This is a genomic window from Eubacterium sp. AM05-23, assembly GCF_003477535.1.
Lineage (GTDB): Bacteria > Bacillota > Clostridia > Eubacteriales > Eubacteriaceae > Eubacterium > Eubacterium maltosivorans.
Genome location: NZ_QUDF01000009.1, coordinates 121276 through 147316, shown reverse-complemented (window position 1 = coordinate 147316; position 26041 = coordinate 121276). Strand labels below are relative to the sequence as shown.

Genomic DNA, 26041 nt, shown 5'->3' with positions numbered 1-26041 from the left:
AGTGGATAATGGTTAGTTGACAGTGGATAGTTACGGAACGCTAACTATCCACTATCCATGATCAACTGTCAACTCAAAAGTTCACCATTCAGTCAATTTTGCCGATACCTTGGAATAATGATTTTAAGAGATGAAAGGAGAGACAATCGTGTCCGATTGTGTTGCACAATTTTATCAGAAACTAGAGGACGATCCGTCATTAAAGCATTATAAAATTGAAGCCAGCGCCGACGCGCGCGGGGTCATTACCCTGACTGGCGAGGTGGATGTCTGGCAGCATGTTGTTGATATTGGCCACGCGGCTGGAAAGAGCGGCGTAAAAGGGGTTGTCAATAAGCTGACCGTTAAGGGGGCAAAAACTGCTCCGAGAGACCGGACAGAGGCTGTAAAGAAGGCTGAGACCACCGGTGTGATCGGTCAGGCCGATATTGTGGTCATTGGCGCGGGGGTAACCGGCAGCGGCATCGCCAGAACCCTGTCTAAATATAACAAGCGCATTATCGTGGTGGAAAAAGCCTCAGATGTGTCCGAGGGAACCTCCAAATCAAACAATGGGATGATCCACTCAGGTTACGACTCAAAGGCAGGCTCCCTGAAGGCCCTGCTCAATGTAAAGGGCAATGCCATGTACACTAAATGGCAGGAAGAACTTCACTTCAAAATGAACCGCTGCGGCTCCTTTGTCGTAGGCTTTGACGAATCAGACGACGCCTATCTGGAGCAGTACTATGAGCTGGGAAAAAAGAACGGTGTGCCTGGCATTGCCATTTTAAGCGGTGACGAGGCCAGAGCCATTGACCCGGCAGTCAACCACGATGTCATTAAGGCCCTGTGGACCCCCTCGGCAGCCTATGTTGAGCCCTACGAGGTGGTTGAAGCCCTCATGGAAAACGCCATTGACAACGGGACAGAGCTTATGCTGAACACAGAGGTGCTGGGCTTTACCAGACAGGGCGGTCGGATAAGCGGCGTGGTTACCGACAAGGGGATCATCGAAGCAGCCTGTGTCATCAACGCCGCAGGCCTGTATGCCGACGAAATCGCAGAGCTGGCAGGCGACCGGTTTTACACCATTCATCCGCGCCGGGGCACCCTGGTGATTCTGGATAAAAAAATCGGCAAAACCACCAACAAATGCTTTATCGGCACACCGCCTAAAAACTTTACCAAGGGCGGCGGCCCGACCCAGACACCTGAGGGAAACCCGCTGTGGGGCCCCTCAGCCATCGAGGTGCCGGAAAAAGATGATTTGGCAGTGGACGAAGAGGATGTGCGCTTTGTCATGGAAAAGGGTAAGCACCTGACCGAAGGCGCCTCTGAAAAAGACATTATCACCTATTTCAGCGGCTGCCGTGCATCGAATTATATTGAGGACTTTATCATCGAAGCGTCTGAGGTACTTGATAATTTCATCCATGTCGCTGGCATTCAGTCCCCCGGGCTGGCATCTTCACCAGCCATCGCCGAACGGGTCGAGGGAATTTACAAAACGCTTCACCCAGAAGCCACCGTGCGTGAGGATTATGACCCTATCCGTCCAGAGCACAAGGCCTTCAGGGATTGCAGCCTGGAAGAAAAAGAAGCGCTTATCGCCAAAAATCCGCTGTACGGACATGTGATCTGCCGATGTGAGACCATCACAGAGGCCGAGATCGTTGACGCCATACACGGTAAAATACCAGCCACAACTGTGGACGCGGTGAAGCGCCGCACCAGAGCAGGCATGGGGCGCTGCCAGGGCGGCTTCTGCGGCCCGAGGGTTGTTGAGATCATTGCCAGAGAACTGGGGGTCGCGCCTGAGGAAGTAACCAAGCGCGGCGCAGGATCAGAAATGCTGACCACAGCGTCCAGAAAGGGGGAGGAAGAATGAAGCAGATAAAGACAGACTGCGCCATTATCGGCGGCGGTCCCGCAGGACTGGCAGCAGCCGTGGAAGCCCATAAGGCAGGACTTGACACTTTAATTATTGAACGGGACCTTTCCCTTGGCGGTATTCTGCAGCAGTGTATCCACGACGGCTTCGGCCTGCTGCGGTTTAAACGCCGCATGACAGGAGGCCAGTACGCCCAGGCTTTTATCGACGAGGTCGAGACCAGTGGGATCGGGGTTAAACTGGATACAATGGTGCTGGAGATCCGTCCGGATAAAACCATTTACGCGGTCAACGAAAAGGATGGCCTGCTCGAGATCAAGGCAGGGTCGATTATTCTGGCCATGGGCTGCCGTGAACGCACGCGCTCGCAGGTCATGATCTATGGCACGCGCCCCGCCGGGGTGCTGACTGCCGGAGCGGTCCAGCGCTATATTAATATGGAGGGCTATCTGCCAGGTAAAAAGGCTGTGATTTTAGGCTCTGGCGACATTGGCCTCATCATGGCAAGGCGCATGACCCTTGAGGATATAGAGGTAAAAGGCGTCTATGAGATCATGCATACCGAGGGCGGCCTGACCCGAAACATCGTCCAGTGCCTTGAGGATTATAACATTCCCCTGCATCTGGGCACTACCGTGACCAAGATTCACGGCAGGGACCGGATCGAGGGTGTTACCGTGGCAAAGGTGGATGAACACCTCAAGCCCATCGCAGGAACCGAAGAAACGATTGACTGCGATCTTCTGGTGCTGTCTGTTGGCCTTATCCCTGAAAATGAGCTCAGTGAACAGTTGAATATTGAAATGGACCCGAGAACACGCGGTCCGGTGGTGGATGAGCAGATGATGACCTCTGTTCCCGGTGTCTTTGCGGCAGGCAATGTGGTCACGGTATTTGATTTGGTGGACTATGTATCCCAAACTGGAGAGATGGCGGCCCGCGGCGCAGTCCGCTATCTGAAGGGTGAGCTTGAGACGGGCAGCTGCCGGGCCGTGGAAGCCGGGGATAACATCAGCTTTGTGGTTCCCCAGAAAATAAGCGGGACAGCTGGAGAGGTGCCGGTGTTTATGCGGGTCAGAAAGCCCGACGAAAAGGTAAGGCTGGTGTTCAGCCAGGACAAGCAGTCTCAGAAGCTGAAAAAGCACGCCGTGGTTAAGCCGCCGGAGATGGTCTGTGAGGTCATTGATCTTGGCAAAACAACAGACGGCCCCATCTGTATCAGCGTGGCAAAGGAGTGATGGAAAATGGAAAAAAGAAATTATACCTGTATTGTCTGCCCAAAAAGCTGTAAGGGAGAGCTAACAGTCAAAAATGACGGGACCTTTGAAACCACAGGCTTTGACTGCAATAATGGGAAAAAATACGCGGTCAATGAGTATACCGACCCCAAACGCATGCTGACCACAACCGTTAAAATAGAAAATGGCATTTTTAACCTTCTGCCTGTGGTCAGCAGTGAAGAGGTCAGCAAAAAAAGGCTCAGAGACTGCATCCATACCCTTTACAGCATTACGGTCAAAGCACCGGTCAGAGCTGGAGACGTGGTCGTTTCGAATATTTTGGACACGGGTGTTGACATTATAGCGGCACGTGACATTAAAGCAAAGTAAGGAGAATATTAATGAAAGAAAATATTGAAGGTTTTTTGAAAGCGGTTCAGGAAGAGCTGCCAGAGGTTACAGTACTCCGCCGTGAGGAGGAACGCCTTATCTATGCCCACGGCTGTTATCCCAGAGAATATAAATGGCTGCTTCAGGGGCCTTACAAGGTTCTGCCAGAAGCCATTCTTATGCCTGAAAACACCGATGAGGTCAGCCGGATCATGGCGCTTTCTCAGGAGTACAGTGTCGGGATTATTCCCTTCGGCGGCGGCTCTGGCATCGTGGGCGGCAGTATCGCCGAAAACCATGAAGTCATGCTGGATATTAAAAATCTCAAGGAATTTGAAATCAATCCTGTCAATTGTACTGCCGTGGGAGGCGCAGGCCTGACCGGTGCAGATTTTGAGAATATGCTGAACGAAGCGGGCTATACCTGCGGCCAGTATCCGCAGTCCTTCCAGAGCGCAGTGCTGGGCGGTATGGTCGCCACACGCGCGATCGGGACCTTTTCAACCAAATACGGTAAAATGGATGATATGGTCAACTCCCTTGAGGTGGTGCTGCCAAATGGCCATGTGCTGAAAACGCACAAAACACCTAAGGCATCAACCGGACCAGAACTGGATCAGTTGTTCCTTGGCAGCGAGGGTGTATACGGGGTTGTCACCAAGGTGGAAATGAAAATTTATCCAGTAGCCGAAAAGCGCTATTTTGAAGCCTTTACCTTTAACCGTACCGAGGACGGCCTTGAGGCCATCCGCCAGTTTGTCCAGAACAATGTGCACCCGGCAGTGGTCCGCCTTTACGACGAAGAGGAAAGCATTCCTAAAATGGAAAAATACGGCTTTGAAAAAGGCCACGTTTTTCTGGTCATTGGCTATGAAGGCCTGGAAAAGCAGGTGGATCTTGAGCGGGAATACGTTCACCATTACTGCGCTTTGAATGGTGGTGTACCTAAGGGAGCGAAGCCAGGCTATGACTGGTTCCACTCACGTTTTTCCACGAAAAAAATGCTGGACCACGACGCCATGAAGGGCGGCACAGCCGACGCCATCGAGGTGGCAGCCCCCTGGGACTGCATCGCCGATGTGTGGCGTGAGATGCGCAAAGCCCTTGAGCCAATGTGCAAAAGCGTTGACTGCCATTTTTCACACGTATACCATACCGGCGCCAGTGTTTATGTCATTTTCCACGCCCAGACCGGCGGTGATGACTTTGACGGTGAAAAGCGCTACATGGAATGCCTGGATACCGCTATCCGGACCAGCCTGAAATACGGCGGCAATGTCTCCCATCACCACGGCAGCGGCAAAGCCAAGGCTGAATACCTACCGCTTGAGCACGGCGAAGCAGGGATCGAGGTCATGCAAAAAATCAAGGACGCCCTTGACCCCAAGGGATTAGTGAACAAAGGAGTACTGGGATTATGAGAGAATTTACATTAGAACATTACGAAGACAAGCTGAACCATCAGGTGATCCATATGGATCAGGCCGTGTGCTATTGTCCGGAATTCCGGGCGAGCCACATGCTCCACGACTATCCCTCCCGTAAGCTGCAGCTGGCCCGGGCGGTCTTCAAGAACGAAATAGTCCCCAACGATTACATTGCAGAGCTGGTATTCCAAAGCATTCTGTCACGCCAGGGAGAGCGCTGGCAGAACTTTGGCGAAAGCCCTGAGGATTTGACAGACGTCATGATCCTCTGCCGCGAGCTGATGCTGGAAAAAGGCTTTGGAACCCAAACTGCCGATTCGCTTAAAGATACCCTGAAGGCAGGCGGTGGACATATCCTGAAAACCGACGCGGCGGCGCTCAGACAGTGGCAGGAGGCTGTTCCGGTGCTTGAAGGCAGCAGTAACTTTCTCTTTCTGGACGACGCTACAGCCGCCCTCGCCGCTGAAAGCGCATCAAGACTGGGGCAATGGTTCAGGTCAAGAGGGATTGCTTTTGAGCCTGAAATCGCCCCGGTTTTTGCAGGCTGGGAATACTTTGCTTACGGCATGGTAGAAGAAGGGATTAAATACCTGGAAGGCCTGATCAGCGGGCTTCAGGAAAAAGGAATAGAGGTAGTTTATACCCTTTCGGGCCAGACAACCTATCTGCTGACACAGTTTGCAGAAAAGCTGGGGATCAGCGTGCCTTTCCAGGTCGTTTACCTTCCCAACGAGCTGAAGCTGTTGAAAATCGAGGCACCCTCTTACTTTTATGGCGGCAGCTTCAACTGCCGTTTCCTGAGAAACGGCCAGGCCCTCAATGCGCTTGCCATCAACAATGACGAGACGCCAATCGCTGCCAGTATGGAATTTTTACCGCTGTTAAAGGCAGACAAGCGCGTCAATGTTTTAAATATCTGGCAGAAACCACTTGGCGCGGAGTATCATCTGACCGGCTTTGACGCTGAGATGGCAGACCGTATCCAGAAAGATGCCCTCGCGGATATTGAAAAAGCCGGAGCAGAGCAGATTGTCGTCTTTGAGCCCTATGCCTATGCGGCGTTAAAGACAGCGATGCCCGACAAGACAGTCCTTTACTACCTTGAATGTTTACAATAAAAAAGAAACAGCTTCTCAGAGTTTTTCAGAGAAGCTGTTTCTTTTTACGCTCAGAATAAAGCCTGCACAGAGAAAAGCACCCATAAGTGAGGAGCCGCCGCTGCTGAAGAATGGGAGAGGCAGCCCAATGACCGGCATCAGCTCAAGGTTCATGCCAATATTGATCACCGTTTCAGCAAGAAAAAGGGTAAAGACACCAATGGCAATGGTACGCCCCCTGAAATCATGGCTTCTTACGCCGATGGACAGGGTTTTATACAGAATGGCAGCCAGCAGTAAAATCAGAACCGCACAACCCGCAAGGCCCATGACCTCAGCCAGATGGGAAAAGATAAAATCATTATTGGCGGCGGGAATATAAGTCGTATCGGGTTTAAAAAGGCCCAGACCAAAGAGCCCGCCTGCCTTAATGGCGGCCAGTCCCTGGTTTTGCTGGTATAGAATGGACTCCAAAGTCAGACTGTCCAGCCTTCCGGGGGCAAAAACAGCCAGTATGCGCGCCCTCTGGTAACCAGCCATCAGATGCCAGACCAGAGGAGCAGCAGCCAATGCCGCAGCCGCAGTGCCGATAAAATAGCGCAGCTTGTGCTTAACCGACAAGAACATGACCAGGCCCGTGACAAAAAAGACCAGCGCAGTGCCGTCGTCACCCTGAAAGTGAATCAGAATAACGGGTGCCAGCAGATGGGCGATAAGGCCGCCGACCGCCAGGGGGCTGTCGGTATGGCGTACTGCGTACAGATGAAGGGAAAAGGTCAGGATAAAGCTTGATTTTGCCAGCTCGGTGGGTTGAAGGGCCAGGCCGAAGGGCAGGCGTATCCAGCAATAGGCGCCGGTATCGCCGGGGCTTATGCCAAAAGGGCCGGCACGCAGAAAGGTCAGCAGCACCAGCAGCCAGATCACAGCTGTGTAGCTTATCCAGAGCGGTGTCATCCGGTGATAATCAATACGGCTTATGATCAGAGCGCAGGAGAGGCCTGCTGCCACAGCCAGCAGCTGGATCAGGGCTACACGATATTTTACAAGAAATTCCCAGAAGCTGGGAGCAGGGGCAGGGGACACGCTGTTGCACCACGAAAGGAGCAGTGTGACAGACAGCAGTGAACAGGCTGCTATCAACAGAAGATAAAAACCATCGGTGTCTCTGAAAAATGCTTTAAGCTTGGTCATGCCGCGCCTCCTCCCTTTTATGGTTTAGTTTACGCCTGAATACTTGTAAAAAACTGTAATTTATTTAACGCTTCAGAAAAAATCAATAAAAAAGCAGGCAATTTATATGCCTGCTCACATTTGTTTCTTTAGTCCGGCTGCTCAGGAGTAACCAGTTCTTCAAGCATGGCGACACATTCGTCATAATCCATGATTTTGGGGACAGGGTAGGTCGGGTTGGCTTCCTTGAGCACACGCCTGGCGAGCTCAGGAATATCCTCAATGCGAAGCGCATCAATGGTTTCAGGAATCCCCATATTGGCGTTCATTTCCTTAATCCGGTCGATAAAGCGATAGGACAGAATCTCCTCGCTGTCCCAGGGTTCGCCAAGGCCGGCGCACAGGGCAAGCTCTGAAAGCTTTTTCTGGGCAGCCTCTCTGGAAAATTCCAGGATATGCGGCAGGATAACCGCGTTGGCAAAGCCGTGGGCCACGCCGTAAAAGCCGCCTAAATTGTGCGCGATGGCGTGGACATAGCCCACATAAGCCCTGGTAAAGGCAAGGCCTGCGTCAAAGGAGGCGACAGACATATTCTGGCGAAACTTCAGGTTAGAGCCATCTTTGTAGACAGCTTCCAGATCGCGCATGATCACCTCGGTAGCAGCCAGAGCCTTTTCCTTGACAAAGGGCGCGTCATAGTGGCCGATGTAAGCTTCGACCGCATGGGTGAGCGCGTCCATGCCGGTGCTGGCAGTGAGAGCCGGCGGCAGGCCGACCATGAGCTCAGGGTCCAGCACCGTTGCCAGCGGGACGAGCTTAGGATCGTTGATCGCAAATTTTTCATGATTTGAGGTATCCGTAATAACCGCACAGACGGTGGCTTCAGAGCCGGTGCCTGCCGTGGTGGGAACGGCAAAAAACGGCGGCAGACGATGGGTCAGCTTAAACAGACCCTTCATTTTTGGAATCGGCTTGTCATTGGTGACCTTGGCAGCCACGATTTTAGCGCAGTCCATGGAGGAGCCGCCGCCAAAGGCAATAACGCCGTCGCAGCCTTCGGTATAGTAGGCTTCCAGACCGTCATAAATATTTTCGAAGGTGGGGTTAGGCTGAACGCCATCAAATACAGCGTAGTCGATGCCGGCCTTTTTCAGGGCTTCAAGAAAGCCGTCGAGCAGTCCCATCTCCATTAAAGGTTTATCAGTAATAACGAGCGCTTTGTGCACATCACAGAGCGAAATAATTTCCGGGAAACGTTTGACCATTCCAGGGCCCACCAGGCTTGGTGGAATGGGGAGCTTGAGTACGTTTAATACACCTTTCATCATAATATGCGATGTCCGGTACGGAATCGTCATCAGGTTCATAAGATTCACTCCTTCACTTTGTTATAGTCTCATTTTAAACGCTAAAAGAGTGCGGGTCAAGGAGAATTAAAAAACAGTTAAAAATATTGGGATTGCGGCAAGGAAAAATCAAGGTTATAATAGGTAGAAAAGATTAACCGAGGTGAAAGTTATGTTAATAGATACACATGTCCATCTGTTTCCGGACAAGCTTTGCCCGAAAACCATTGAAAAGCTGGCAAAGACCGACCCCAATCATCATCTGACCTATTATGGCGACGGGAGCCTGGACTGTGCAGAAAAAAATATGAAGGAATGGGGCGTTGATCTGGGCGTTATGCTGCCCATCGCTACCAACCCGCACCAGCAGAAAAGTGTCAACGATTTTGCGGCCTATGTCCAGAATCACAGCGGTGCCTTTATCAGCTTTGGCACCATCCATCCCGACGCGCCGGACTATGCCCAGGAGCTCGACCGCATTGTGGAAATGGGATTTTACGGGATCAAGCTCCACCCCGATTACCAGGGATTTTTTATCAATGAAAAGCGGCTGTACCCGATGTACCAGGCCATCAGCGACCGAAAGCTGCCGGTGGTCTTTCATACCGGGTATGACCCCATCTCACCCGGCTGCATCCATGCCACGCCAGAGGCCGTGGTGGAAATGGCCCGGGAATTTCCAGAGCTGACCATTATCGCCGCCCACACCGGCGGCCTGTATTTTGGTAATCCTTCACAGGATATTTACCTTGATACACCCAACGTAACCTTTGATACAGCCATTGCCTCCTATACCTTTGAGCCTACAGTTTACAGACGTCTGATCGACATCTACGGCGCCGAACGCTTTATTTTTGCCACGGACAACCCCTGGGGAGACGCGGCCAAGGATTTGGTATTTCTTGAGGCAGTGGGTCTGACCCGGGATGAAAAGGAGATGATCTGCCACGAAAACGCCGAAAGGCTCATTGGAATTTGACAGACCGTGTTGACAGCAGCCCAAAATGCTGTTATAATGGCTTCGAAATCTAAAAAAGAACAGGAGATGTGAAGATGCGCAATTTTTCTTGCTAAGTATTTTAATATGGAAGTGTGCCAGTCCGCTTTGCCGGGGTTTTTTGGTGTGCTTCAGCAAGAAAGATAACGATCTGATCGCTCATAAAATATAGACAGAGGAGACAGACAAATTCTGCCCGTCTCGATATGTCAGGATACTTTCCTGATGATGTCTGCGCATTTTTTGAACCGCAAGAAGGTTATTATACTTTCTTGCGGTTTTTTGACGTTTGATGTTTCATCCAAATTTGCCAGAGCAAATCCGGCAGCGAACAAGAAGCATTAGCGGATGAAACGAACAGATGATGCGAAGAGAGGCTTTTACTGCATCATGTGATCATTTTTATCAGGAGGTTAAGTATGTCTTTAATAAATGTATCAAACCTGACTTTTGGCTACGATGGAAGCTACGATACGATTTTTGAAAAAGTATCCTTTCAACTTGATACCAACTGGAAGCTGGGCTTTACCGGGCGCAATGGTAAAGGAAAAACTACTTTTTTAAAGCTTTTGATGGGCCAGTATGAATACAGCGGTACTATTGCCGCTTCGGTTGATTTTTCTTATTTTCCCTTTAAGGTTGGGCAGAGCACGCGCAATACCATCGACGTGGTAGACTCACTGAGTGGGAATTATGAATTCTGGGAACTTCAGAGGGAGCTTTCCATGCTGGAGGTGGACTATGATGTCCTGTACCGTCCTTTCAGCACATTAAGCCAGGGAGAGCAGACCAAGGTGCTGCTGTCGGTTCTCTTTATGAGGGAAAACCAGTTTCTGCTCATTGATGAGCCCACCAACCATCTGGATATGGCGTCCAGGGAGCTGGTTGGACAGTATCTGAACACCAAGCGCGGGTTTATCCTGGTCTCGCATGACCGTTATTTTTTAGATCAGTGTGTGGACCATATTCTTTCCATTAACAATACGAACATTGAGGTGCAGCGTGGAAACTACTCCTCATGGGTGGAAAATAAGGAGCGCCAGGATCAGTATGAGATGGGCGAAAATGAAAAGTTAAAAAAAGAAATAAAGAAAATGACCACGGCAGCCAGACGGACCGCCGGATGGTCGGACGCTGTGGAGAACACAAAGAAAGGCGCAAGCCGTAAACTGGTGGCAGGTCTGAAGCCAGACCGTGGCTACGTTGGCCATAAGGCCGCTAAAATGATGAAGCGCTCGAAGGTCACAGAGGCCAGAAAGGAGAAAGCCATCGCGGAAAAGTCAAAGCTGCTGAAAAACATTGACTGGGCCGATGAGCTTGCCATCAAAACCCTGAGCTATCCTAAAAACAGGCTGGTCGAGGCCAGAGGGCTGTCCATCACCTATGATGGAACAGCGGTTTTTGAGAATGTCAGCTTTGAGGTGAACCGGGGCGACCGGGTGGCCCTGTGCGGTAAAAACGGATGCGGAAAATCCAGTATTCTGAAAGCCGTTCTGGGCGAAGAAATCCCCCACAATGGTGAACTCATTGTCGGAACCCACCTCAAATATTCCTATGTTTCTCAGGACACCTCCTTTCTGGCAGGTAGCCTGAGAACCTATATCCGTGAAAACGGTCTTGACGAGAGCCTGTTTAAAGCGGTTCTCAGAAAGCTGGGCTTTTCCAGAGAGCAGTTTGACAAAGGCCTTGAGGCCTACAGCAGCGGGCAGAAAAAGAAGGTGCTGCTGGCAGCAAGCCTGTGCAAACCAGCCCATCTCCATATCTGGGACGAGCCGTTAAACTTCATTGACGTGCTGTCCCGCATACAGATCGAGCATTTGATCTGCCGTTATGAGCCGACAATGCTTTTTGTGGAGCATGATCGCATGTTTATGGAAAATGTGGCGACAAAGGTGGTGGCACTGTAATCTGCCTTAAAAATATTTAAGAATTCAGAATGAAATCGTAACCTCAAAATATTTTAATATAAAACTATTTACAATTGAAAACATTTCGGATATACTTTTAACCTGTAAGTAATTTTAAGGAGGACGTAATTGTGTTAGAACAGGTTAAAGAAATTATTGTAGAAGCGATCAATGTAGATGAGGACTTAATCGTGCCTGAAGCAAAACTGCAGGAAGACCTCGGCATTGACTCTTTATCTGCCGTAGAACTGGCCATGGAACTTGAAAACGCATTTGATATCCGTATCGAAGACGACGCATTGGCAAATTTAAAAACGGTTCAGGATATCCTGAACATCGTTGAAAATAAATAAGGAGCCGGGGAGCAAACTCCCCGGCACCCACAGGCAGGTAAACGGATGAACATTAACGAACTTGAAAAAATAGTCCAGATCTTTGACAGCTCTGCCCTTTCAAAAATGGAGCTGCAGAGCGGGGACGTTACCATAAAATTAGAAAAAGGAACAGAGTGTGCCGCGGCGTCTGCTGCGCTGGCTGTCAAGGAGCCAGTGGCCGCGGCTGCGGTGCCTGAAGCCAGTGTGGATGAGGCTGGCGAGGAGGCCAAGGGACATTGGGTAAAATCGCCGCTGGTTGGCACCTTTTACCGCTCCAACATCAAAGACGGAGAACCGCTGGTAAAGGTAGGGGATACCGTCAGGAAGGGAGACCTTCTGTGCATTATTGAGGCCATGAAGATGATGAATGAAATCCGCAGCGACCGCGACGGCGTCATTACAGCCATCAACGTTGAAAATGAAACCATGGTGGAATATGACGAAAAAATCATTTGTATTGGAGAGGCCCAATGATTGAACGTATTTTAATCGCTAACCGCGGAGAGATTGCCGTCCGTATTATCCGGACCTGCAAGGAAATGGGCATCGAAACAGTGGCGATTTATTCGACAGCAGACAAGGACGCGCTCCATGTGCAGTACGCTACCAAGGCGGTGTGCATCGGCGGCCCGAAATCTGATGAAAGCTATCTGAATATGCAGCGTATTTTAAGCGCCGCCTGTCTCACCGGCTGCGATGCGATCCATCCGGGTTTTGGGTTTCTATCTGAAAATCCAGCCTTTGCGCGTCTGGTTGAACAATGCGGGCTTATTTTTATTGGCCCGGACGCCGATGTCATCGAGATGATGGGCAACAAGGCAAGAGCCAAGGAGACCATGATCGAGGCAGGGGTGCCTGTTATTCCCGGTTCCAGAGGTGTGGTAGAGCTGGACGAGGCCTTTCAGGTTGCCAGGGACATTGGGTTTCCTGTGCTCATTAAAGCCAGAAGCGGCGGCGGCGGACGCGGTATGCGCGTCGCGGAAGCTGAGGAAGAATTTATTGATGCCTACACCACCGCCAGGGCAGAGGCGAGGACCGCCTTTGGCGACGACGGTGTTTATGTTGAGAAAGTCGTGCAGAGTGCCAAGCATATCGAGGTACAGCTTCTGGCCGACCATTATGGCAATGTCCTGCATCTTTTTGAGCGGGACTGCTCGCTGCAGCGCCGCAACCAGAAAATTGTTGAGGAAGCACCCTGCTGCTGTCTTCCAGAAAAGATACGGGAGGCTATGACCGCCGATGCGGTCAAGGCCAGCCGGTACGTGGGCTACAACAGCGTTGGAACCATTGAATTTCTGTGGGACGGCGCAGAGCGTTATTACTTTATGGAAATGAACACCCGCATACAGGTTGAGCACACCATCAGCGAAATGATCACAGGCATCGACCTGATCAAGCAGCAGATCCGCATTGCGGATAAGAAGAAGTGTAACCTGAAGCAGGAGGATATCCGCTGTCTGGGCCACGCCATCGAATGCCGGATCAACGCCGAGGATGTGAGCGCCGATTTTGCCCCAAGACCAGGACATATCAGCTTTCTGAACCTTCCAGGAGGCAGGGGGGTGCGTGTGGATACAGCCATCTACAACGGCTATGACATCCCGCCCTATTACGATTCCATGATTTTAAAATGCATCACAAACGGTGAATCCCGTCTGGAGGCCATTAAAAAAATGCGGATCGCTCTGGAAGAACTGATCGTTGAAGGTGTTCCCAACAATGTGGAATTTTTATATGTGCTGATGCATGAGCCGGAATTTATCAAGGGTCGCTTTGACACCGGCTATGTCGATACCTTTGTACAGGAGCTGAAGGATAATGGAACAATCGTTTAAGGAAAGAAAAAACAAGCTGACGCTGTTCAAGACACTGCGCCACGCCATCAAAGACAAGCAGGGACGTGACATACCGGACAACGTGTTTATTACCTGCCCGAAGTGCAAAGCAAGCACCCCCTCAGAATCGCTGATGCACGACCTGTATGTCTGTCCCGAATGCGGCTACCACTACAAGCTCAGCGCCAGAGAAAGAGTGCGCCAGGTCTGTGACAAAGGGAGCTTTTCAACCATTGATAAAAATCTGGTCAACCCAGATACCGACGCTTTTCCAGGCTATACAGAAAAAATTGATTCCTGCCAGCGCCAGACGGGTATGTCCGAAGCGGTGCTGACCGGCATTGGAAAAATCGGGGGCAGAAAAACAGCTGTAGCTGTAATGGACAGCCGCTTTATGATGGCCAGCATGGGCAGCGCCGTGGGTGAGCGGATCACGCGCTTGATCGAGCTGGCCACCAAAAAGAGGCTGCCCCTTGTGATCTTCTGCGCCTCTGGCGGCGCGAGGATGCAGGAGGGAATCATCTCCCTTATGCAGATGGTTAAAACCAGCGCCGCCCTTGAGCGATTTGCGGAAGCCGGCGGTTTTTACCTGAGTGTTCTGACCAATCCGACCACCGGAGGCGTCAGCGCCAGCTTTGCGACGCTCGGGGATATTCTCATCGCTGAGCCGGACAGCCTTATCGGCTTTGCTGGCAAGCGTGTGATTGAGAATACCATCAAGGAAAAGCTTCCAGAGAATTTCCAGAAGGCAGAGTTTTTACTGGAAAAGGGCGCCATTGACGCCATTGTGCATCGCAGCCAGATGAAATCAACCATCGAAAAGCTGCTGGACTTACATGAGAGGAGAGGCTGATGACAGAGGAAAAACAACAACTGACTGCATGGGATAAGGTGATGATGGCCAGACGGCCGGAACGCACCCGCGCTCAGGCCTATGTAGACGCGCTGTTTGACGGCTTTATGGAGCTGCACGGCGACCGGCTGTATGGCGACGATCAGGCTCTTCTGGCGGGCGTCGGCTTTTTTCATGGCCAGCCAGTTACCATTCTGGCTCAGAATAAAGGAACCAACCTTCAGGAAAACCTTGACCGCAACTTTGGAATGATGAACCCGGAGGGATACCGAAAGGCGCTGCGGCTTGCGCGGCAGGCGGAAAAATTTAAACGGCCGGTCATCACCTTTGTGGACACCTCGGGTGCTTATCCGGGCAGAGGAGCAGAGGAGCGGGGACAGGCCTCGGCCATTGCCGAATGCCTTAAGGTTTTTTCGGACCTCAGGGTGCCGGTGCTGTGCCTGGTTATCGGTGAGGGCGGCAGCGGCGGCGCTTTAGCCCTGAGTGTGGCAGACCGGATTTATATGATGGAGCATGCGGTATACTCGGTGCTGTCTCCTGAAGGTTTTGCGAGCATCCTTTGGAAGGACGATTCCCGCGTGCAGGAAGCGGCTGAAGTCATGGAGCTTACCGCCCAGGATCTGCACCGCAAGGGCATCGTAGATGAAATCATCAGTGAACCGGCAGATGGTGTGGAGCAGTGCGTGGATTTCGTCATCTCACAGATGGACGCTCTGATCGAGCGTGACCTCAAGGCGTTGGGGCGGAAAAAGACAATGGAGCTGACAGCAGAACGCTATGAAAAGTTCCGGAAAATAGGAGCTTAGTAATGGGAATACAAATATTATCAAGCGCTTTTTCCGTACCGGAAAATTGCGTGACCAATGTTGATCTGGCTAAAAAAATTGATACCAGTGACGAGTGGATCAGGAGCCGTACCGGAATCGGCGCGCGTTTTATCGCAGAACATGAAACAACCTCAGACCTGGGATGTGCGGCGGCTGCCAAAGCCATTGAGCGTTCCGGGCTGAAGCCGGAGGACATCGACTGCATTGTCACCGCGACCTTTACGCCGGAAAATTTCACGCCTTCCTGTGCCTGCCTGATTCAGGAAAAACTTGGAATAAGAGAGCTGCCCGTTATGGCTTTTGATGTCAACGCCGCCTGTTCCGGTTATCTCTATGCCATGAATGTCGCTTCAGCCCTGCTGGAAACAGGACAGGTAAACCATGCCTGTGTGGTGGGAACTGAGGTGATCTCCAACGTGCTGGATTGGGAGGACCGGAGCACCTGCGTGCTTTTCGGAGATGGCGCCGGGGCTATGGTGTTAAAGGCGAACCCGGCCAGGCAGTCCTGTTTTTACGCAGCGGCCAGAGGGGATTCCTCAGGGGCGCTGGAGACAAAATCGCTGCCAGTGCATATGCCGGTAACCATGGATGGCAACGCGGTTTTTCGCTTTGCAACAAAAGCCATGTCGGAGGCAGTGGACAAGGCCCTGGAAAAATCCGGCCTTACCATCGCCGACATTGACTGGATCATCCCGCACCAGGCCAACATCCGCATCATCGACTATGTGGCGAAAAAGGCCAGGATTGACCGGAGCAAGGTTTATGTCAACATTGACCGTTACGGCAACACTTCCTCTGCCAGCATTCCCATCGCCTACGCGGAGATGAATGAAAAGGGTCTGCTGAAGCCCGGCATGAAGGTGATCATGGCTGGCTTTGGCGCAGGCTTTACCTGGGCTGGAGCTTTAATTGAAATTTAAATGTAGAATTGAGAATTGAGAATGATGGTACAGATTTGAATATAATCAAATCGGCCAACCGATTTGTTCCTGAATTTTCCATTTTCCATTCTCCATTGTTATATCTTATATGAAGTAGCAAGGAGTACAAAATTTGATCAATCAATTATTAAATATAAAATATCCCATTATCCAAGGCGCAATGGCGAATATCGCCACCCCGGAATTTGCGGCAGTGGCCTCAAATGCCGGCTGTCTTGGCATCATCGCGAGCGGTTCCATGACGGGTGAGGAAACGCGCGCGGCAGTCCGCCGCTGCCGTGAGCTGACCGACAAGCCCTTTGGCGTCAATGTCATGCTGATGAACCCCTGTTCCGATGATATCATGGCGGTTTTAATCGAGGAAAAGGTTGCGGCGGTAACCACCGGTGCAGGCAATCCGGGCAAATATCTGGACGCGCTGAAAGAGGCTGGTGTTAAAGTTTTTCCAGTGGTGGCAAGTGTTGCACTGGCCAAGCGGCTGGCACAGAACGGAGCGGACGCCATCATTGCTGAAGGAACCGAATCCGGCGGACATATCGGTGATATTACCACTATGTCCCTCGTCCCGCAGGTAGCCGCAGCAGTGGACGTACCTGTGATCGCAGCCGGTGGCATCGCTTCCGGCAGACAGCTGAACGCTGCCCTCTGCCTGGGCGCAGAGGGGGTTCAGATTGGAACATGCCTGCTTTTGGCTGAGGAATGCCCGATCCACGAAAACTATAAAAAAGCAGTGATCAAGGCAAAGGACCGCGATACGGTTGTGACCGGCAGAAGCTTGAACGCACCGGTTCGTGTTCTGAAAAATGCCATGACCACAGAGTACCTGAAAATTGAGCGTGAAGGGATTGAGCGGGAAGAAATGGAGCGCCTGACGCTGGGCTCCCTGAGAAAAGCGGTCGTGGAAGGCGATGTGAAAAACGGCTCCCTGATGATGGGCCAGGTTGCAGCCATGTGTAAAGAGGTTAAGCCCTTTTCACAGATCATCGACACGCTTTTGGGAGAAGCGGCAGAGGAAAAGAAAGTCTTTGAGAAAAGAAGCCAGGAACTGATCTATGATACAGAGTGTTAAGATTAAAGATAAGCTTCTTGAAATCCCGATTATTCAGGGTGGTATGGGCGTTGGCGTTTCGCTTGCGAATCTGGCGGGCAATGTGATGAAAAACGGCGGCATGGGTGTTTTGTCCATGGCTCATCCGGGCTATCGGGAGCCGGACTTTTTAGGAAACAATCTGGCCGCCAATATCCGTGGCTTTGCGGGAGAGGTAAAAAAGGCGCGTGAGATCGCGGGCGGCAGAGGGCTTTTAGGCGTTAATATCATGGCAGCCCTCAAAAACTTTGAGACCTATGTGCGGGCTGCGGTAGACGCCGCAGTGGACGCCATCATCGTTGGGGCCGGGCTGCCTCTGGAGCTTCCTAAATATGTGGAGGATGACAGCATCGCCATTGCGCCTATCGTGTCCAGCGGCCGGGCTGCCAGACTCATTTTAAAAGCCTGGGACAAGCACTACGGGCGTACCGCGGATTTTATTGTCATTGAAGGGCCCCTGGCAGGCGGGCATCTTGGATTTAAGGAAAGTGATCTGCTTGAGGGCAAATGCCCTTCTCTTGAAGAGATTCTCGCGGATGTTAATCGGGAAACCGCCGCCTTTGAAGAAAAGTTCGGCCGGAAAATCCCTGTGTTTGCAGCAGGCGGTGTTTACGACGGAGCGGATATTGCCCGTTTTCTGAAGCTCGGTGCAGACGGGGTTCAGATGGCGACCCGGTTTATCGGTACCTATGAATGCGACGGTGTCGACGCCTATAAGGCCGTACTGTTGAACGCAGAAGAAGAGGATATCGAGATTGTCAAAAGCCCAGTCGGCTTTCCGGGGAGGGCTGTAAAGACAGCTTTGATTGAGCGGCTGTCCCGAGAGGGGCGCATTCCGCCAGTCAAATGTGTGGATTGCCTGAAGCCCTGCGATCCAGCCAGGGCGCCCTATTGCATTCAGCGCGCCCTGGTATCCGCCGTCTCCGGCGATACAAACAATGGCCTGTTCTTCTGCGGGACTAACGCGTATCGTATGAAGGTGCTGACCAGCGTCCGGGAGATCATGGAAAGCTGTATGAATGAAGCCAACGCATTAATGGAGGAAAGATGAAAACTGCATTTTTATTTGCCGGACAGGGTGCCCAGAAAGTGGGCATGGGAAAGGATTTTTACGATGCCTTTCCAGAGGTCCGGGATTTTTATACAAATAACGATTTGGATTTTGACCTGGCCAGGTGCTGCTTTGAAGGGCCAGAGGATATGGTCAATGATACCGCCTATGCCCAGAGCTGTCTGCTGATCACATCCTATGTGATGGCGCACTGCCTGAAAAAAGCAGACGTTATCCCTGATATTACCGCAGGGCTGAGCCTTGGCGAGTACACAGCGCTGACCTACGGCGGCGCTTTTACGCTGGAGGACGCTCTGAGGGTAGTGCGCAAAAGAGGCCAGCTCATGGCCCACGCTCTGCCGAAGGGGACTGGCATGATGGCCGCTGTGCTTGGAGCTGACGCTGAAACCATCCAGCAGGCCTGCACAGACGCCTCTGATTTAGGCGTCTGCGAGGTGGCAAATTATAACTGCCCGGGACAGATCGTGATCAGCGGGGAGACCCCAGCAGTAGAAAAGGCCAGGGCGCTGCTTCTTGAACGCGGCGTGCGGCGTGTCATGCCGCTTAACGTCAGCGGCGCTTTTCATTCCTCATTACTTCTGGAGGCTTCAAAGGAGCTTGCTGATTTACTGGATACGGTTGAGATCAAAACGCCGTCGGTCCCGGTGGTTTCCAACGTGAGCGGCGATGTTGAGACAAGGCCTGTGAGAGATGTGCTGGTGCAGCAGATCCATTCCTCAGTCTATTTTGAAAAAGGCATCCGCCGCATGATCGAGATGGGCGTGGACACCTTTATCGAGGTGGGCCCAGGTAAGGCCTGCAGTGGTTTTGTCAAAAAAATCGACCGGTCCGTTAAAGTGATGAACGTGGAAAATTTGGAAACTTTTGAAGCAGTCTGTGAAGCGCTTCGTTAAATCAGGAGATGAAAATGGAAAAGAAAACAGCATTGATCACCGGTGCCAGCCGGGGAATCGGCAGAGCCATCGCTCTGAATCTGGCAAAGGAGGGCTATAATATAGCCATCAATTACAACGGAAACGCCCAAAAGGCCACAGCCGTTAAAGAAGAATGCGAAGCCTTGGGCGTCCGCGCCATGACCTGCCAGTGCAACGTGGCAGATAACGCAGCGGTCAAGGCCATGGTTGACCAGGTGGCCGCCGAGTTTGGGACCATCGACGTGCTGGTCAACAATGCCGGCATCACCGACGACGCGCTGATTTTGCGCATGAAGGAAGAATCCTTTGACCGGGTCATCGACACAAATCTCAAAGGCTGCTTTAACTGCACCCAGCATGTATCCAAGGTAATGCTGAAGAAAAAGAAGGGAAAAATCATCAACATGGCCTCTGTGGTCGGTATTGGCGGCAACGCTGGACAGGCGAACTATGCGGCCAGCAAGGCGGGGGTCATCGCTCTGACAAAGACAACTGCCAAGGAATTCGCCTCCAGAAATATTACCGCCAATGCCATTGCGCCGGGCTTTATTGAAAGCGATATGAGCGGCGCTTTGTCCGAAAAGGTACAGGAAGAGATCATGAGCCAGATTCCGCTTAAGCGCTACGGCACGCCTCAGGATGTGGCCGACCTGACGGCTTTTCTGGCAGGAGATAAGAGCAATTACATAACCGGACAGGTATTCAGTATTGATGGAGGTATGAGCATATGAGACGTGTTGTGATAACAGGGTTGGGCATTGTCTGCCCGATTGGAAACACCCTTGACGAAACATGGGAAAGTGTAAAGGCAAACCGCTGCGGCGTGGGCGAGATCACCGCATTTGATACCAGCGACTATAAGGTGAAGCTGGCCGCTGAGGTCAAGGATCTGGACACTGAGCAGTATTTCAGCAAACGTGAGATGAAGTTTAACGAACGCTTTACGCAGTTTGCCCGAATTGCGGCCAAGCAGGCCTATGCGGACGCAGGTCTTGAGGATGCGGATATTGAGCGCGACCGTTTCGGCGTCATTGTAGGCTCAGGCGTCGGCGGACTGCGCAAGATTGAGGAATCCACTGAAACATTAAACAGCCGGGGACCGGGAAGGGTATCGCCGTTTTTTATCCCTATGGCCATTGTCAATCTGGCGCCGGGGAACATTGCCATTGATTTACAGGCAAAGGGTATCTGCTCCAGCAGCGTGACGGCCTGCGCTTCAGGAACCAATTCCATCGGGGAGGCCTTCCACCGCATTCGTTTCGGTTACGAGGATGTTATCGCGGCTGGCGGCAGCGAGTCCACCATCACGCCTCTCGGCATTGCGGGCTTTCAGTCCATGCGTGCTCTTTACAGCGGTAATGATCCCAAACGCGCGTCTATCCCTTTCGATAAGGAGCGCAGCGGCTTTGTCATGGGCGAGGGCGCCGGTATCCTGATGCTGGAGGAGCTGGAGCACGCAAAGGCCAGAGGCGCAAAAATATACGCCGAAGTCGTGGGTTATGGTGCCAGCTGTGACGCCCATCACATTACCGCGCCTCTTGAGGACGGCAGCGGCGCGGTGAAGTCAATGGAAAATGCACTGAAGGATGGGGCGCTGAAGGTCAGCGATGTGGACTATATCAACGCCCACGGCACCAGTACAGCTTTGAATGATAAAGGCGAAACAGCCGCGGTAAAGGCGCTTTTCGGGGCCTGTGCCAAAGAACTGATGATTTCATCTACCAAGTCCATGACCGGGCATCTGCTGGGCGGCAGCGGGGCTGTAGAGGCTGTTATCACCGTTAAGGCCCTTCAGGATGGCTTTGTACCGGCTACCCTGAATTATCAGGTGCCTGATCCCGAATGTGATCTGAACGTGGTGCCAAATGAAGGAGTAAAAAAAGATATTCGCTGTGCGATCTCCAACTCCTTTGGATTTGGCGGACACAACGCAACCCTGGCGTTTTCGAAATGGGAGGATTAAAAATGCTTTTAAATTCAAATCAGATACAGGAAATTATACCACATCGTTATCCCTTTTTACTGGTAGACCAGATCATTGAGATGGAGGGCGACCATGTCGTGGGTGTCAAATGTGTCACAGCCAATGAAATGCAGTTTATGGGACACTTTCCACAGCAGCATGTCATGCCCGGCGTTTTGGTGATTGAGGCGCTGGCCCAGGCGGGCGCGGTGCTGCTTCTGTCAAAAGAGGAAAACAAGGGCAAAATCGCGCTGTTCGCGGGCATCAACAAGGCCCGTATTCATCGCCAGGTCATTCCCGGAGACAAGCTGACTCTGGACGTCACCTTTAAAGGGTTCCGCGCAGGTATCGGCTTCGCGGATGCGCTGGCGACTGTCGACGGTGAAAAAGCTGTGAAATGTGAGCTGATGTTTGCGGTTCAGCAGTAATAAAAAGGGCCATTCCCGGATATTCCAGGGAATGGCCCTTTTGGGGTCAGGAAGTTTGTCTTTTTTCAGGTTCTGGGCCAGGTAAAATCATCTGCATGCGAAACCAGCCGTTTTTGCATGAAAATTGTAAATAGCCACGGTACCGCGAAGCGAAATCAGAAATACTCTGAACACCATAGCCATGCCCTTTCTCTGAGCTGACAGGCTTTCCATCTGCGTCAAAGACTACCTCGTTGCCACAGGTGTTGTCAATTGCCAGAAAATATTGTGAGTGCTGGTGTGTGCCGGTAATCCGGATGATTTTTTTCGTATTTGCCGCCATTGCTTTGCAGGCGTTCCAGGCATTTTCAATGGCGTTTGACAGCATGACGGAGAATTCTGTAATATCGACCTGTTCTTCAGACGGCGTCTCCAGAAGGATTGTCAAGTCGATCTTTTCCCGCTCCATTTTTTCTGCGAAAAAAGACAGTACGCCGTCCACGATGAGCTCGCCGGTATAACTCTGGAGCTGTCCGCTGTTCTGTGAGGTGTCGAGGCGTCTGTCCATTGAATCGGCCACCTTTTTAATGGAGTGCCAGTCCTTGTTTATGATACAGGTGTTGACCAGCTGTGCGTAGTGACGCATATCGTGGCGGTACATTTTTATCTGCTCGTCCATTTCCTGGAGCGTGGCGGTGTGCTTTTTGATAAAAGATGTCTGCATCTGGAGGAGGGCATAGCTTTTTTCGATCTGGCAGCGGTCCTTTATTCCTTTAAATACAATATAAAAGGCAATGTAAGCGCAGACGACAGCAATGCACATCAGAAGTGCCTGCGGCTGCATTTCCGGGTGCTGGTACAGCGGACCCGGAACCATGATGATCATTGCGAATACAAAGCTGAAGGATATCGGTACGATCATCAGCCACCACCATTCGCTGCGAATATCTCTGAAAACCTCCAAAAATGGCTTCCTGAAAAATAAGTACAGAAGCAGCGCGGTAAACAGAAAAACAAGCAGTTTGATAAGGATATGAATCTGGGCGGTTGAGTAAAAAATGGTATCGCTCAGGGTATCGCTGATAAAGATGAACAGGCAGGCGCTGAAAAAATTGAACAGCATTCTGCCGTCAAAGCGGCGATAGATCAGAAAATAGAAAAGGCCGCAGAAAATAATATTGAAAACTGAAATCGACGATTTGGCGGACTGGATGGTCTCAGCGCTGAATACGATAAGTATATCGGCGAGAAGCAAAAAGAGGATAAAGAGCAGAACCAGCCACCGGGTAGCCTTTTTTGAAAAACGCCATCCATCCGACAGAATACTCATATAAATAAGCCCTAAGGGTGAAGATACCATGCTTTCCATGACAGCGATCACTTTATCCATTTCCAATTTCCTTTCCGTAGACAAATCCTCAGACATGACAGCGCTGGGCTGTCTGTTATGTCTGTTTTAAATATACGACAGGAGAGCGTTGTTGTCAAATCCTGATTTTACAACTAATTTTCAGTCCGCCCTTTTAAAATAGCCGATGGTTTGGTATAATAATAAAATATCGAAAAAATTTATCGCGGTTTAAAAACATTAGCATAGAGAGAGGTAAGCAGATTGAAAAAAGAAATGTCAAAAGTCTATGATCCGAAGGACGTAGAAAGCCGTATATATGTCTGGTGGCAGGAAAAGGACTATTTTAAGCCGGAGGTTCATCCCGACGGAAAATCTTTTACCATTGTGATGCCGCCGCCGAATATTACCGGACAGCTGCACATGGGCCATGCCTTTGACGACACCCTTCAGGACGTACTCACCCGGTTCAAAAGAATGCAGGGCTATGCGGCGCTGTGGGTACCGGGGATGGACCATGCCAGCATTGCCACCGAGGTAAAGGTTGTTGAAAAAATCCGTAATGAGGAAGGCAAAACCAAGGAAGAGCTTGGCCGTGAGGAGTTTCTAAAGCGTGCCTGGGACTGGGCTTTGACCTATAAAGACCGTATCCGTGAGCAGGTTAAAAAGCTTGGCGCTTCCTGTGACTGGGATCGTGAGCGCTTTACCATGGATGAGGGCTGCAGCGAGGCTGTCAAGGAGACTTTTGTCCGTCTGTATGAAGAGGGCCTGATCTACAAGGGGAGCCGTATCATAAACTGGTGCCCGGACTGTAAAACCGCCCTTTCCGACGCAGAGGTGGAGTACGCCGAGCAGGCAGGCCATCTGTGGCATATCCGTTATCCCATCGCAGGCAGTGACGATTACGTTACCGTCGCCACGACCCGTCCGGAAACCATGCTGGGCGATTCCGGTGTGGCAGTCAATCCAAATGATGAACGTTATAAGGAACTGGTAGGCAAAACGGTTATCCTACCGCTGGTTAACAAGGAAATCCCGGTCGTTGCCGATGATTATGTGGATATGGAATTTGGAACCGGCGTGGTCAAGATGACCCCGGCCCATGACCCCAATGACTATGAGGTCGGAAAACGCCATAACCTTGAAGAGATCAATGTCATGAATGAGGACGGCACTATGAATGAGCTGGCCGGAAAATATGCGGGCATGGATCGTTATGAATGCCGCAAGGCGGTTGTGGAGGACCTTAAGGAGCTTGGGCTGCTCGAAAAAATCGAGGACCACATCCACAATGTCGGCGAGTGCTACCGCTGTGGCACTACCGTTGAAACCATGACCTCTGAGCAGTGGTTTGTAAAGATGGAGCCACTGGCAAAACCAGCCATTGAGGCTGTCAAAAACCGTGACACACAGTTTGTGCCCGACCGCTTCAGTAAGATTTACTTTAACTGGATGGAAAATATCCGCGACTGGTGCATTTCGCGTCAGCTGTGGTGGGGACACCAGATTCCCGCCTACTACTGTGATGACTGCGGAGAGATGGTTGTCGCCAAGGAAATGCCGAAAGTTTGCCCGAAGTGTGGAGGCGAACACTTTACCCAGGACGAAAACGCCCTGGATACCTGGTTCAGCTCTGCCCTTTGGCCATTCTCAACCCTGGGCTGGCCTGAAAAGACGCCAGATCTTGACAGATTCTACCCCAATAACGTGCTGGTCACAGGCTATGATATCATCTTCTTCTGGGTTGCCCGCATGATCTTTATGGGGCTTTATAACATGGGTGAGGTTCCATTCGCCGATGTCTATATCCACGGCCTGATCCGTGATTCTCAGGGCCGCAAGATGAGCAAATCTCTGGGCAACGGCATTGACCCGCTGGAAATCATTGAGCAGTTCTCCGCAGACGCGCTGCGCTTTTCAATCATCACGGGGAATTCAGCGGGGAATGATATCCGCTGGCAGGACGAAAAGCTGGAAGCCAGCAGAAACTTTTTAAACAAAATCTGGAATGCCGCCCGCTTTGTGCTGATGAATCTGGATGAAAATATCATGGATCGGCAGGACGTCGCGCTTGCCAATCTGGAAAATACTGATAAATGGATTCTGAGCCGCATGAACGATGTTGTACGGGATGTGACCCAAAACATGGACAAATACGAGCTGGGAATCGCAGCCCAGAAAGTTTACGATTTTGCCTGGAACGAATACTGTGACTGGTACATCGAGCTGGTAAAACCAAGACTCTACGGCGACGATGAGACTACCAAGGCAGCTGCGCAGTACACCCTGAACCTGGTACTGACCAACATCCTTAAGCTGCTGCATCCGGTCATCCCGTTTATCACCGAAGAAATTTACGGCTACCTGCCAGACGCCGGCGAAGCCATCATTGTGTCCGAATGGCCGGAATACGATGAAGCCCTGCAGTTTAAGCAGGATGAGGAGGATGTCCGCTTCCTGATGGCATGCATCAAGAGCATTCGGAATATCCGCTCCGAGATGGATGTGCCAAACTCCAAGAAAACGCAGCTCTTTGTCATCACAGACAATGCGGCGCGTGGGGAGCTGATGCTTAAGTCCTCCGTTTATTTTGAAAAGCTGGCCTCTGTCTCCGGTATCTCCGCCATTGTCAAGGAGGAGGTTCAGGAAAACTATGTGAGCGCCGTTGTTGAAGACGCAGAGCTGTTCCTTTCTATGGACGAGCTGGTAGACAAAGAAAAGGAAATTGAGCGTCTGAACGGCGAGAAGGCCAAGCTTGAGAAAGAGCTGGAGCGTGTGGACAAAAAGCTGTCTAACAAAGGCTTTACAGATAAGGCGCCTGAAAAGGTCGTGGAGGGCGAGCGTGAAAAACAGCGAAAATACCAGGAAATGTTGGATAAGGTGCTGGAACGCCTGGCCTATTACAATCAGTAAGAAAATAAAACAGAACAGGGCGGAAGGAGACTTCCGCCTTTTCTTTAAGGTAAAGTTGTATTTGTTGCCGACTAAATGAA

General features: G+C 51.3%; 23 protein-coding genes. 20 read left to right on the top strand and 3 right to left on the bottom strand.

The features are described from left to right. Positions 1-148: 148 nt before the first annotated feature. Genes DW091_RS13895 through DW091_RS13875 form a run of 5 tightly spaced genes read left to right on the top strand, consistent with a single transcriptional unit; the run spans position 149 to position 6028 of the window. Positions 149-1870 (top strand): FAD-dependent oxidoreductase, encoded by a 1722-nt coding sequence (locus DW091_RS13895; RefSeq protein WP_118518453.1) that lies wholly within the window; start codon positions 149-151, stop codon positions 1868-1870. Beyond that, positions 1867-3111: an FAD-dependent oxidoreductase gene (locus DW091_RS13890; protein ID WP_118518452.1), complete on the top strand. Its 1245-nt coding sequence runs from the start codon at positions 1867-1869 to the stop codon at positions 3109-3111. The genes DW091_RS13895 and DW091_RS13890 overlap by 4 nt, the downstream gene beginning before the upstream one ends. 6 nt (positions 3112-3117) lie before the next feature. Further along, entirely contained in the window at positions 3118-3483 is a 366-nt protein-coding gene (locus DW091_RS13885; RefSeq protein ID WP_058694985.1) for a DUF1667 domain-containing protein, read from the top strand. Positions 3484-3494: 11 nt separating this feature from the next. Further along, positions 3495-4904, top strand: coding sequence for an FAD-binding oxidoreductase (locus tag DW091_RS13880; protein ID WP_074616114.1), 1410 nt, complete (start codon positions 3495-3497; stop codon positions 4902-4904). Continuing rightward, positions 4901-6028, top strand: coding sequence for a hypothetical protein (locus tag DW091_RS13875; RefSeq protein WP_118518451.1), 1128 nt, complete (start codon positions 4901-4903; stop codon positions 6026-6028). The genes DW091_RS13880 and DW091_RS13875 overlap by 4 nt, the downstream gene beginning before the upstream one ends. 15 nt (positions 6029-6043) lie before the next feature. Here the strand turns inward: DW091_RS13875 and DW091_RS13870 are convergent, their stop codons facing one another. Both DW091_RS13870 and DW091_RS13865 read right to left on the bottom strand, forming a co-directional pair. Continuing rightward, positions 6044-7198 (bottom strand): FtsW/RodA/SpoVE family cell cycle protein, encoded by a 1155-nt coding sequence (locus DW091_RS13870; RefSeq protein WP_118518450.1) that lies wholly within the window; start codon positions 7196-7198, stop codon positions 6044-6046. Positions 7199-7326: 128 nt separating this feature from the next. After that, positions 7327-8544, bottom strand: a complete 1218-nt coding sequence (locus DW091_RS13865; RefSeq protein ID WP_118518449.1) for an iron-containing alcohol dehydrogenase — start codon at positions 8542-8544, stop codon at positions 7327-7329. Positions 8545-8695: 151 nt separating this feature from the next. Here DW091_RS13865 and DW091_RS13860 point away from each other — a divergent pair, with 151 nt between their 5' ends. From DW091_RS13860 to fabZ, 14 genes are all read left to right on the top strand, one after another. Next, on the top strand, positions 8696-9502 hold the full coding sequence (locus DW091_RS13860; RefSeq protein WP_118518448.1) for an amidohydrolase family protein: 807 nt from the start codon (positions 8696-8698) through the stop codon (positions 9500-9502). A gap of 437 nt (positions 9503-9939) precedes the next feature. Continuing rightward, positions 9940-11427 (top strand): ribosomal protection-like ABC-F family protein, encoded by a 1488-nt coding sequence (gene abc-f / locus DW091_RS13855; protein WP_118518447.1) that lies wholly within the window; start codon positions 9940-9942, stop codon positions 11425-11427. A gap of 131 nt (positions 11428-11558) precedes the next feature. Then, positions 11559-11780, top strand: a complete 222-nt coding sequence (locus DW091_RS13850) for an acyl carrier protein (protein ID WP_013379911.1) — start codon at positions 11559-11561, stop codon at positions 11778-11780. A 45-nt stretch (positions 11781-11825) separates the two neighbouring features. Beyond that, positions 11826-12275: an acetyl-CoA carboxylase biotin carboxyl carrier protein gene (accB, locus tag DW091_RS13845; protein WP_058694978.1), complete on the top strand. Its 450-nt coding sequence runs from the start codon at positions 11826-11828 to the stop codon at positions 12273-12275. Then, on the top strand, positions 12272-13636 hold the full coding sequence (accC, locus tag DW091_RS13840) for an acetyl-CoA carboxylase biotin carboxylase subunit (protein ID WP_118518446.1): 1365 nt from the start codon (positions 12272-12274) through the stop codon (positions 13634-13636). The genes accB and accC overlap by 4 nt, the downstream gene beginning before the upstream one ends. Further along, positions 13620-14489, top strand: a complete 870-nt coding sequence (gene accD / locus DW091_RS13835; RefSeq protein ID WP_096919428.1) for an acetyl-CoA carboxylase, carboxyltransferase subunit beta — start codon at positions 13620-13622, stop codon at positions 14487-14489. Before accC ends, accD begins: the two co-directional genes overlap by 17 nt. Next, complete coding sequence (locus DW091_RS13830) at positions 14489-15295, top strand: acetyl-CoA carboxylase carboxyltransferase subunit alpha (RefSeq protein WP_058694975.1); 807 nt, start codon at positions 14489-14491, stop codon at positions 15293-15295. Before accD ends, DW091_RS13830 begins: the two co-directional genes overlap by 1 nt. Positions 15296-15297: 2 nt before the next feature. Next, positions 15298-16236 carry a beta-ketoacyl-ACP synthase III gene (locus tag DW091_RS13825; protein ID WP_118518445.1) on the top strand — a complete coding sequence of 313 codons (939 nt, stop codon included), beginning with the start codon at positions 15298-15300 and terminating at the stop codon, positions 16234-16236. 133 nt (positions 16237-16369) lie between these two features. Next, entirely contained in the window at positions 16370-17326 is a 957-nt protein-coding gene (locus DW091_RS13820; RefSeq protein WP_096919430.1) for a nitronate monooxygenase, read from the top strand. Beyond that, a complete protein-coding gene (locus DW091_RS13815) occupies positions 17310-18395 on the top strand; it encodes a nitronate monooxygenase family protein (RefSeq protein WP_118518444.1) in 1086 nt (361 codons plus the stop codon). The genes DW091_RS13820 and DW091_RS13815 overlap by 17 nt, the downstream gene beginning before the upstream one ends. Further along, positions 18392-19309 carry an ACP S-malonyltransferase gene (gene fabD / locus DW091_RS13810; RefSeq protein WP_118518443.1) on the top strand — a complete coding sequence of 306 codons (918 nt, stop codon included), beginning with the start codon at positions 18392-18394 and terminating at the stop codon, positions 19307-19309. The genes DW091_RS13815 and fabD overlap by 4 nt, the downstream gene beginning before the upstream one ends. 14 nt (positions 19310-19323) lie before the next feature. Beyond that, a complete protein-coding gene (gene fabG, locus DW091_RS13805; protein ID WP_199678171.1) occupies positions 19324-20061 on the top strand; it encodes a 3-oxoacyl-[acyl-carrier-protein] reductase in 738 nt (245 codons plus the stop codon). Then, positions 20058-21293 (top strand): beta-ketoacyl-ACP synthase II, encoded by a 1236-nt coding sequence (gene fabF / locus DW091_RS13800; RefSeq protein ID WP_096919433.1) that lies wholly within the window; start codon positions 20058-20060, stop codon positions 21291-21293. The genes fabG and fabF overlap by 4 nt, the downstream gene beginning before the upstream one ends. 2 nt (positions 21294-21295) lie before the next feature. Further along, positions 21296-21721, top strand: a complete 426-nt coding sequence (gene fabZ / locus DW091_RS13795; protein WP_058694969.1) for a 3-hydroxyacyl-ACP dehydratase FabZ — start codon at positions 21296-21298, stop codon at positions 21719-21721. 46 nt (positions 21722-21767) lie between these two features. Here fabZ and DW091_RS13790 read toward each other — a convergent pair whose 3' ends face one another. Next, positions 21768-23090, bottom strand: coding sequence for a GHKL domain-containing protein (locus DW091_RS13790; protein ID WP_158577901.1), 1323 nt, complete (start codon positions 23088-23090; stop codon positions 21768-21770). 234 nt (positions 23091-23324) lie between these two features. Between DW091_RS13790 and DW091_RS13785 the strand changes: the two genes are divergently transcribed. Further along, positions 23325-25961, top strand: a complete 2637-nt coding sequence (locus DW091_RS13785; protein WP_147365293.1) for a valine--tRNA ligase — start codon at positions 23325-23327, stop codon at positions 25959-25961. Positions 25962-26041: the final 80 nt, after the last annotated feature.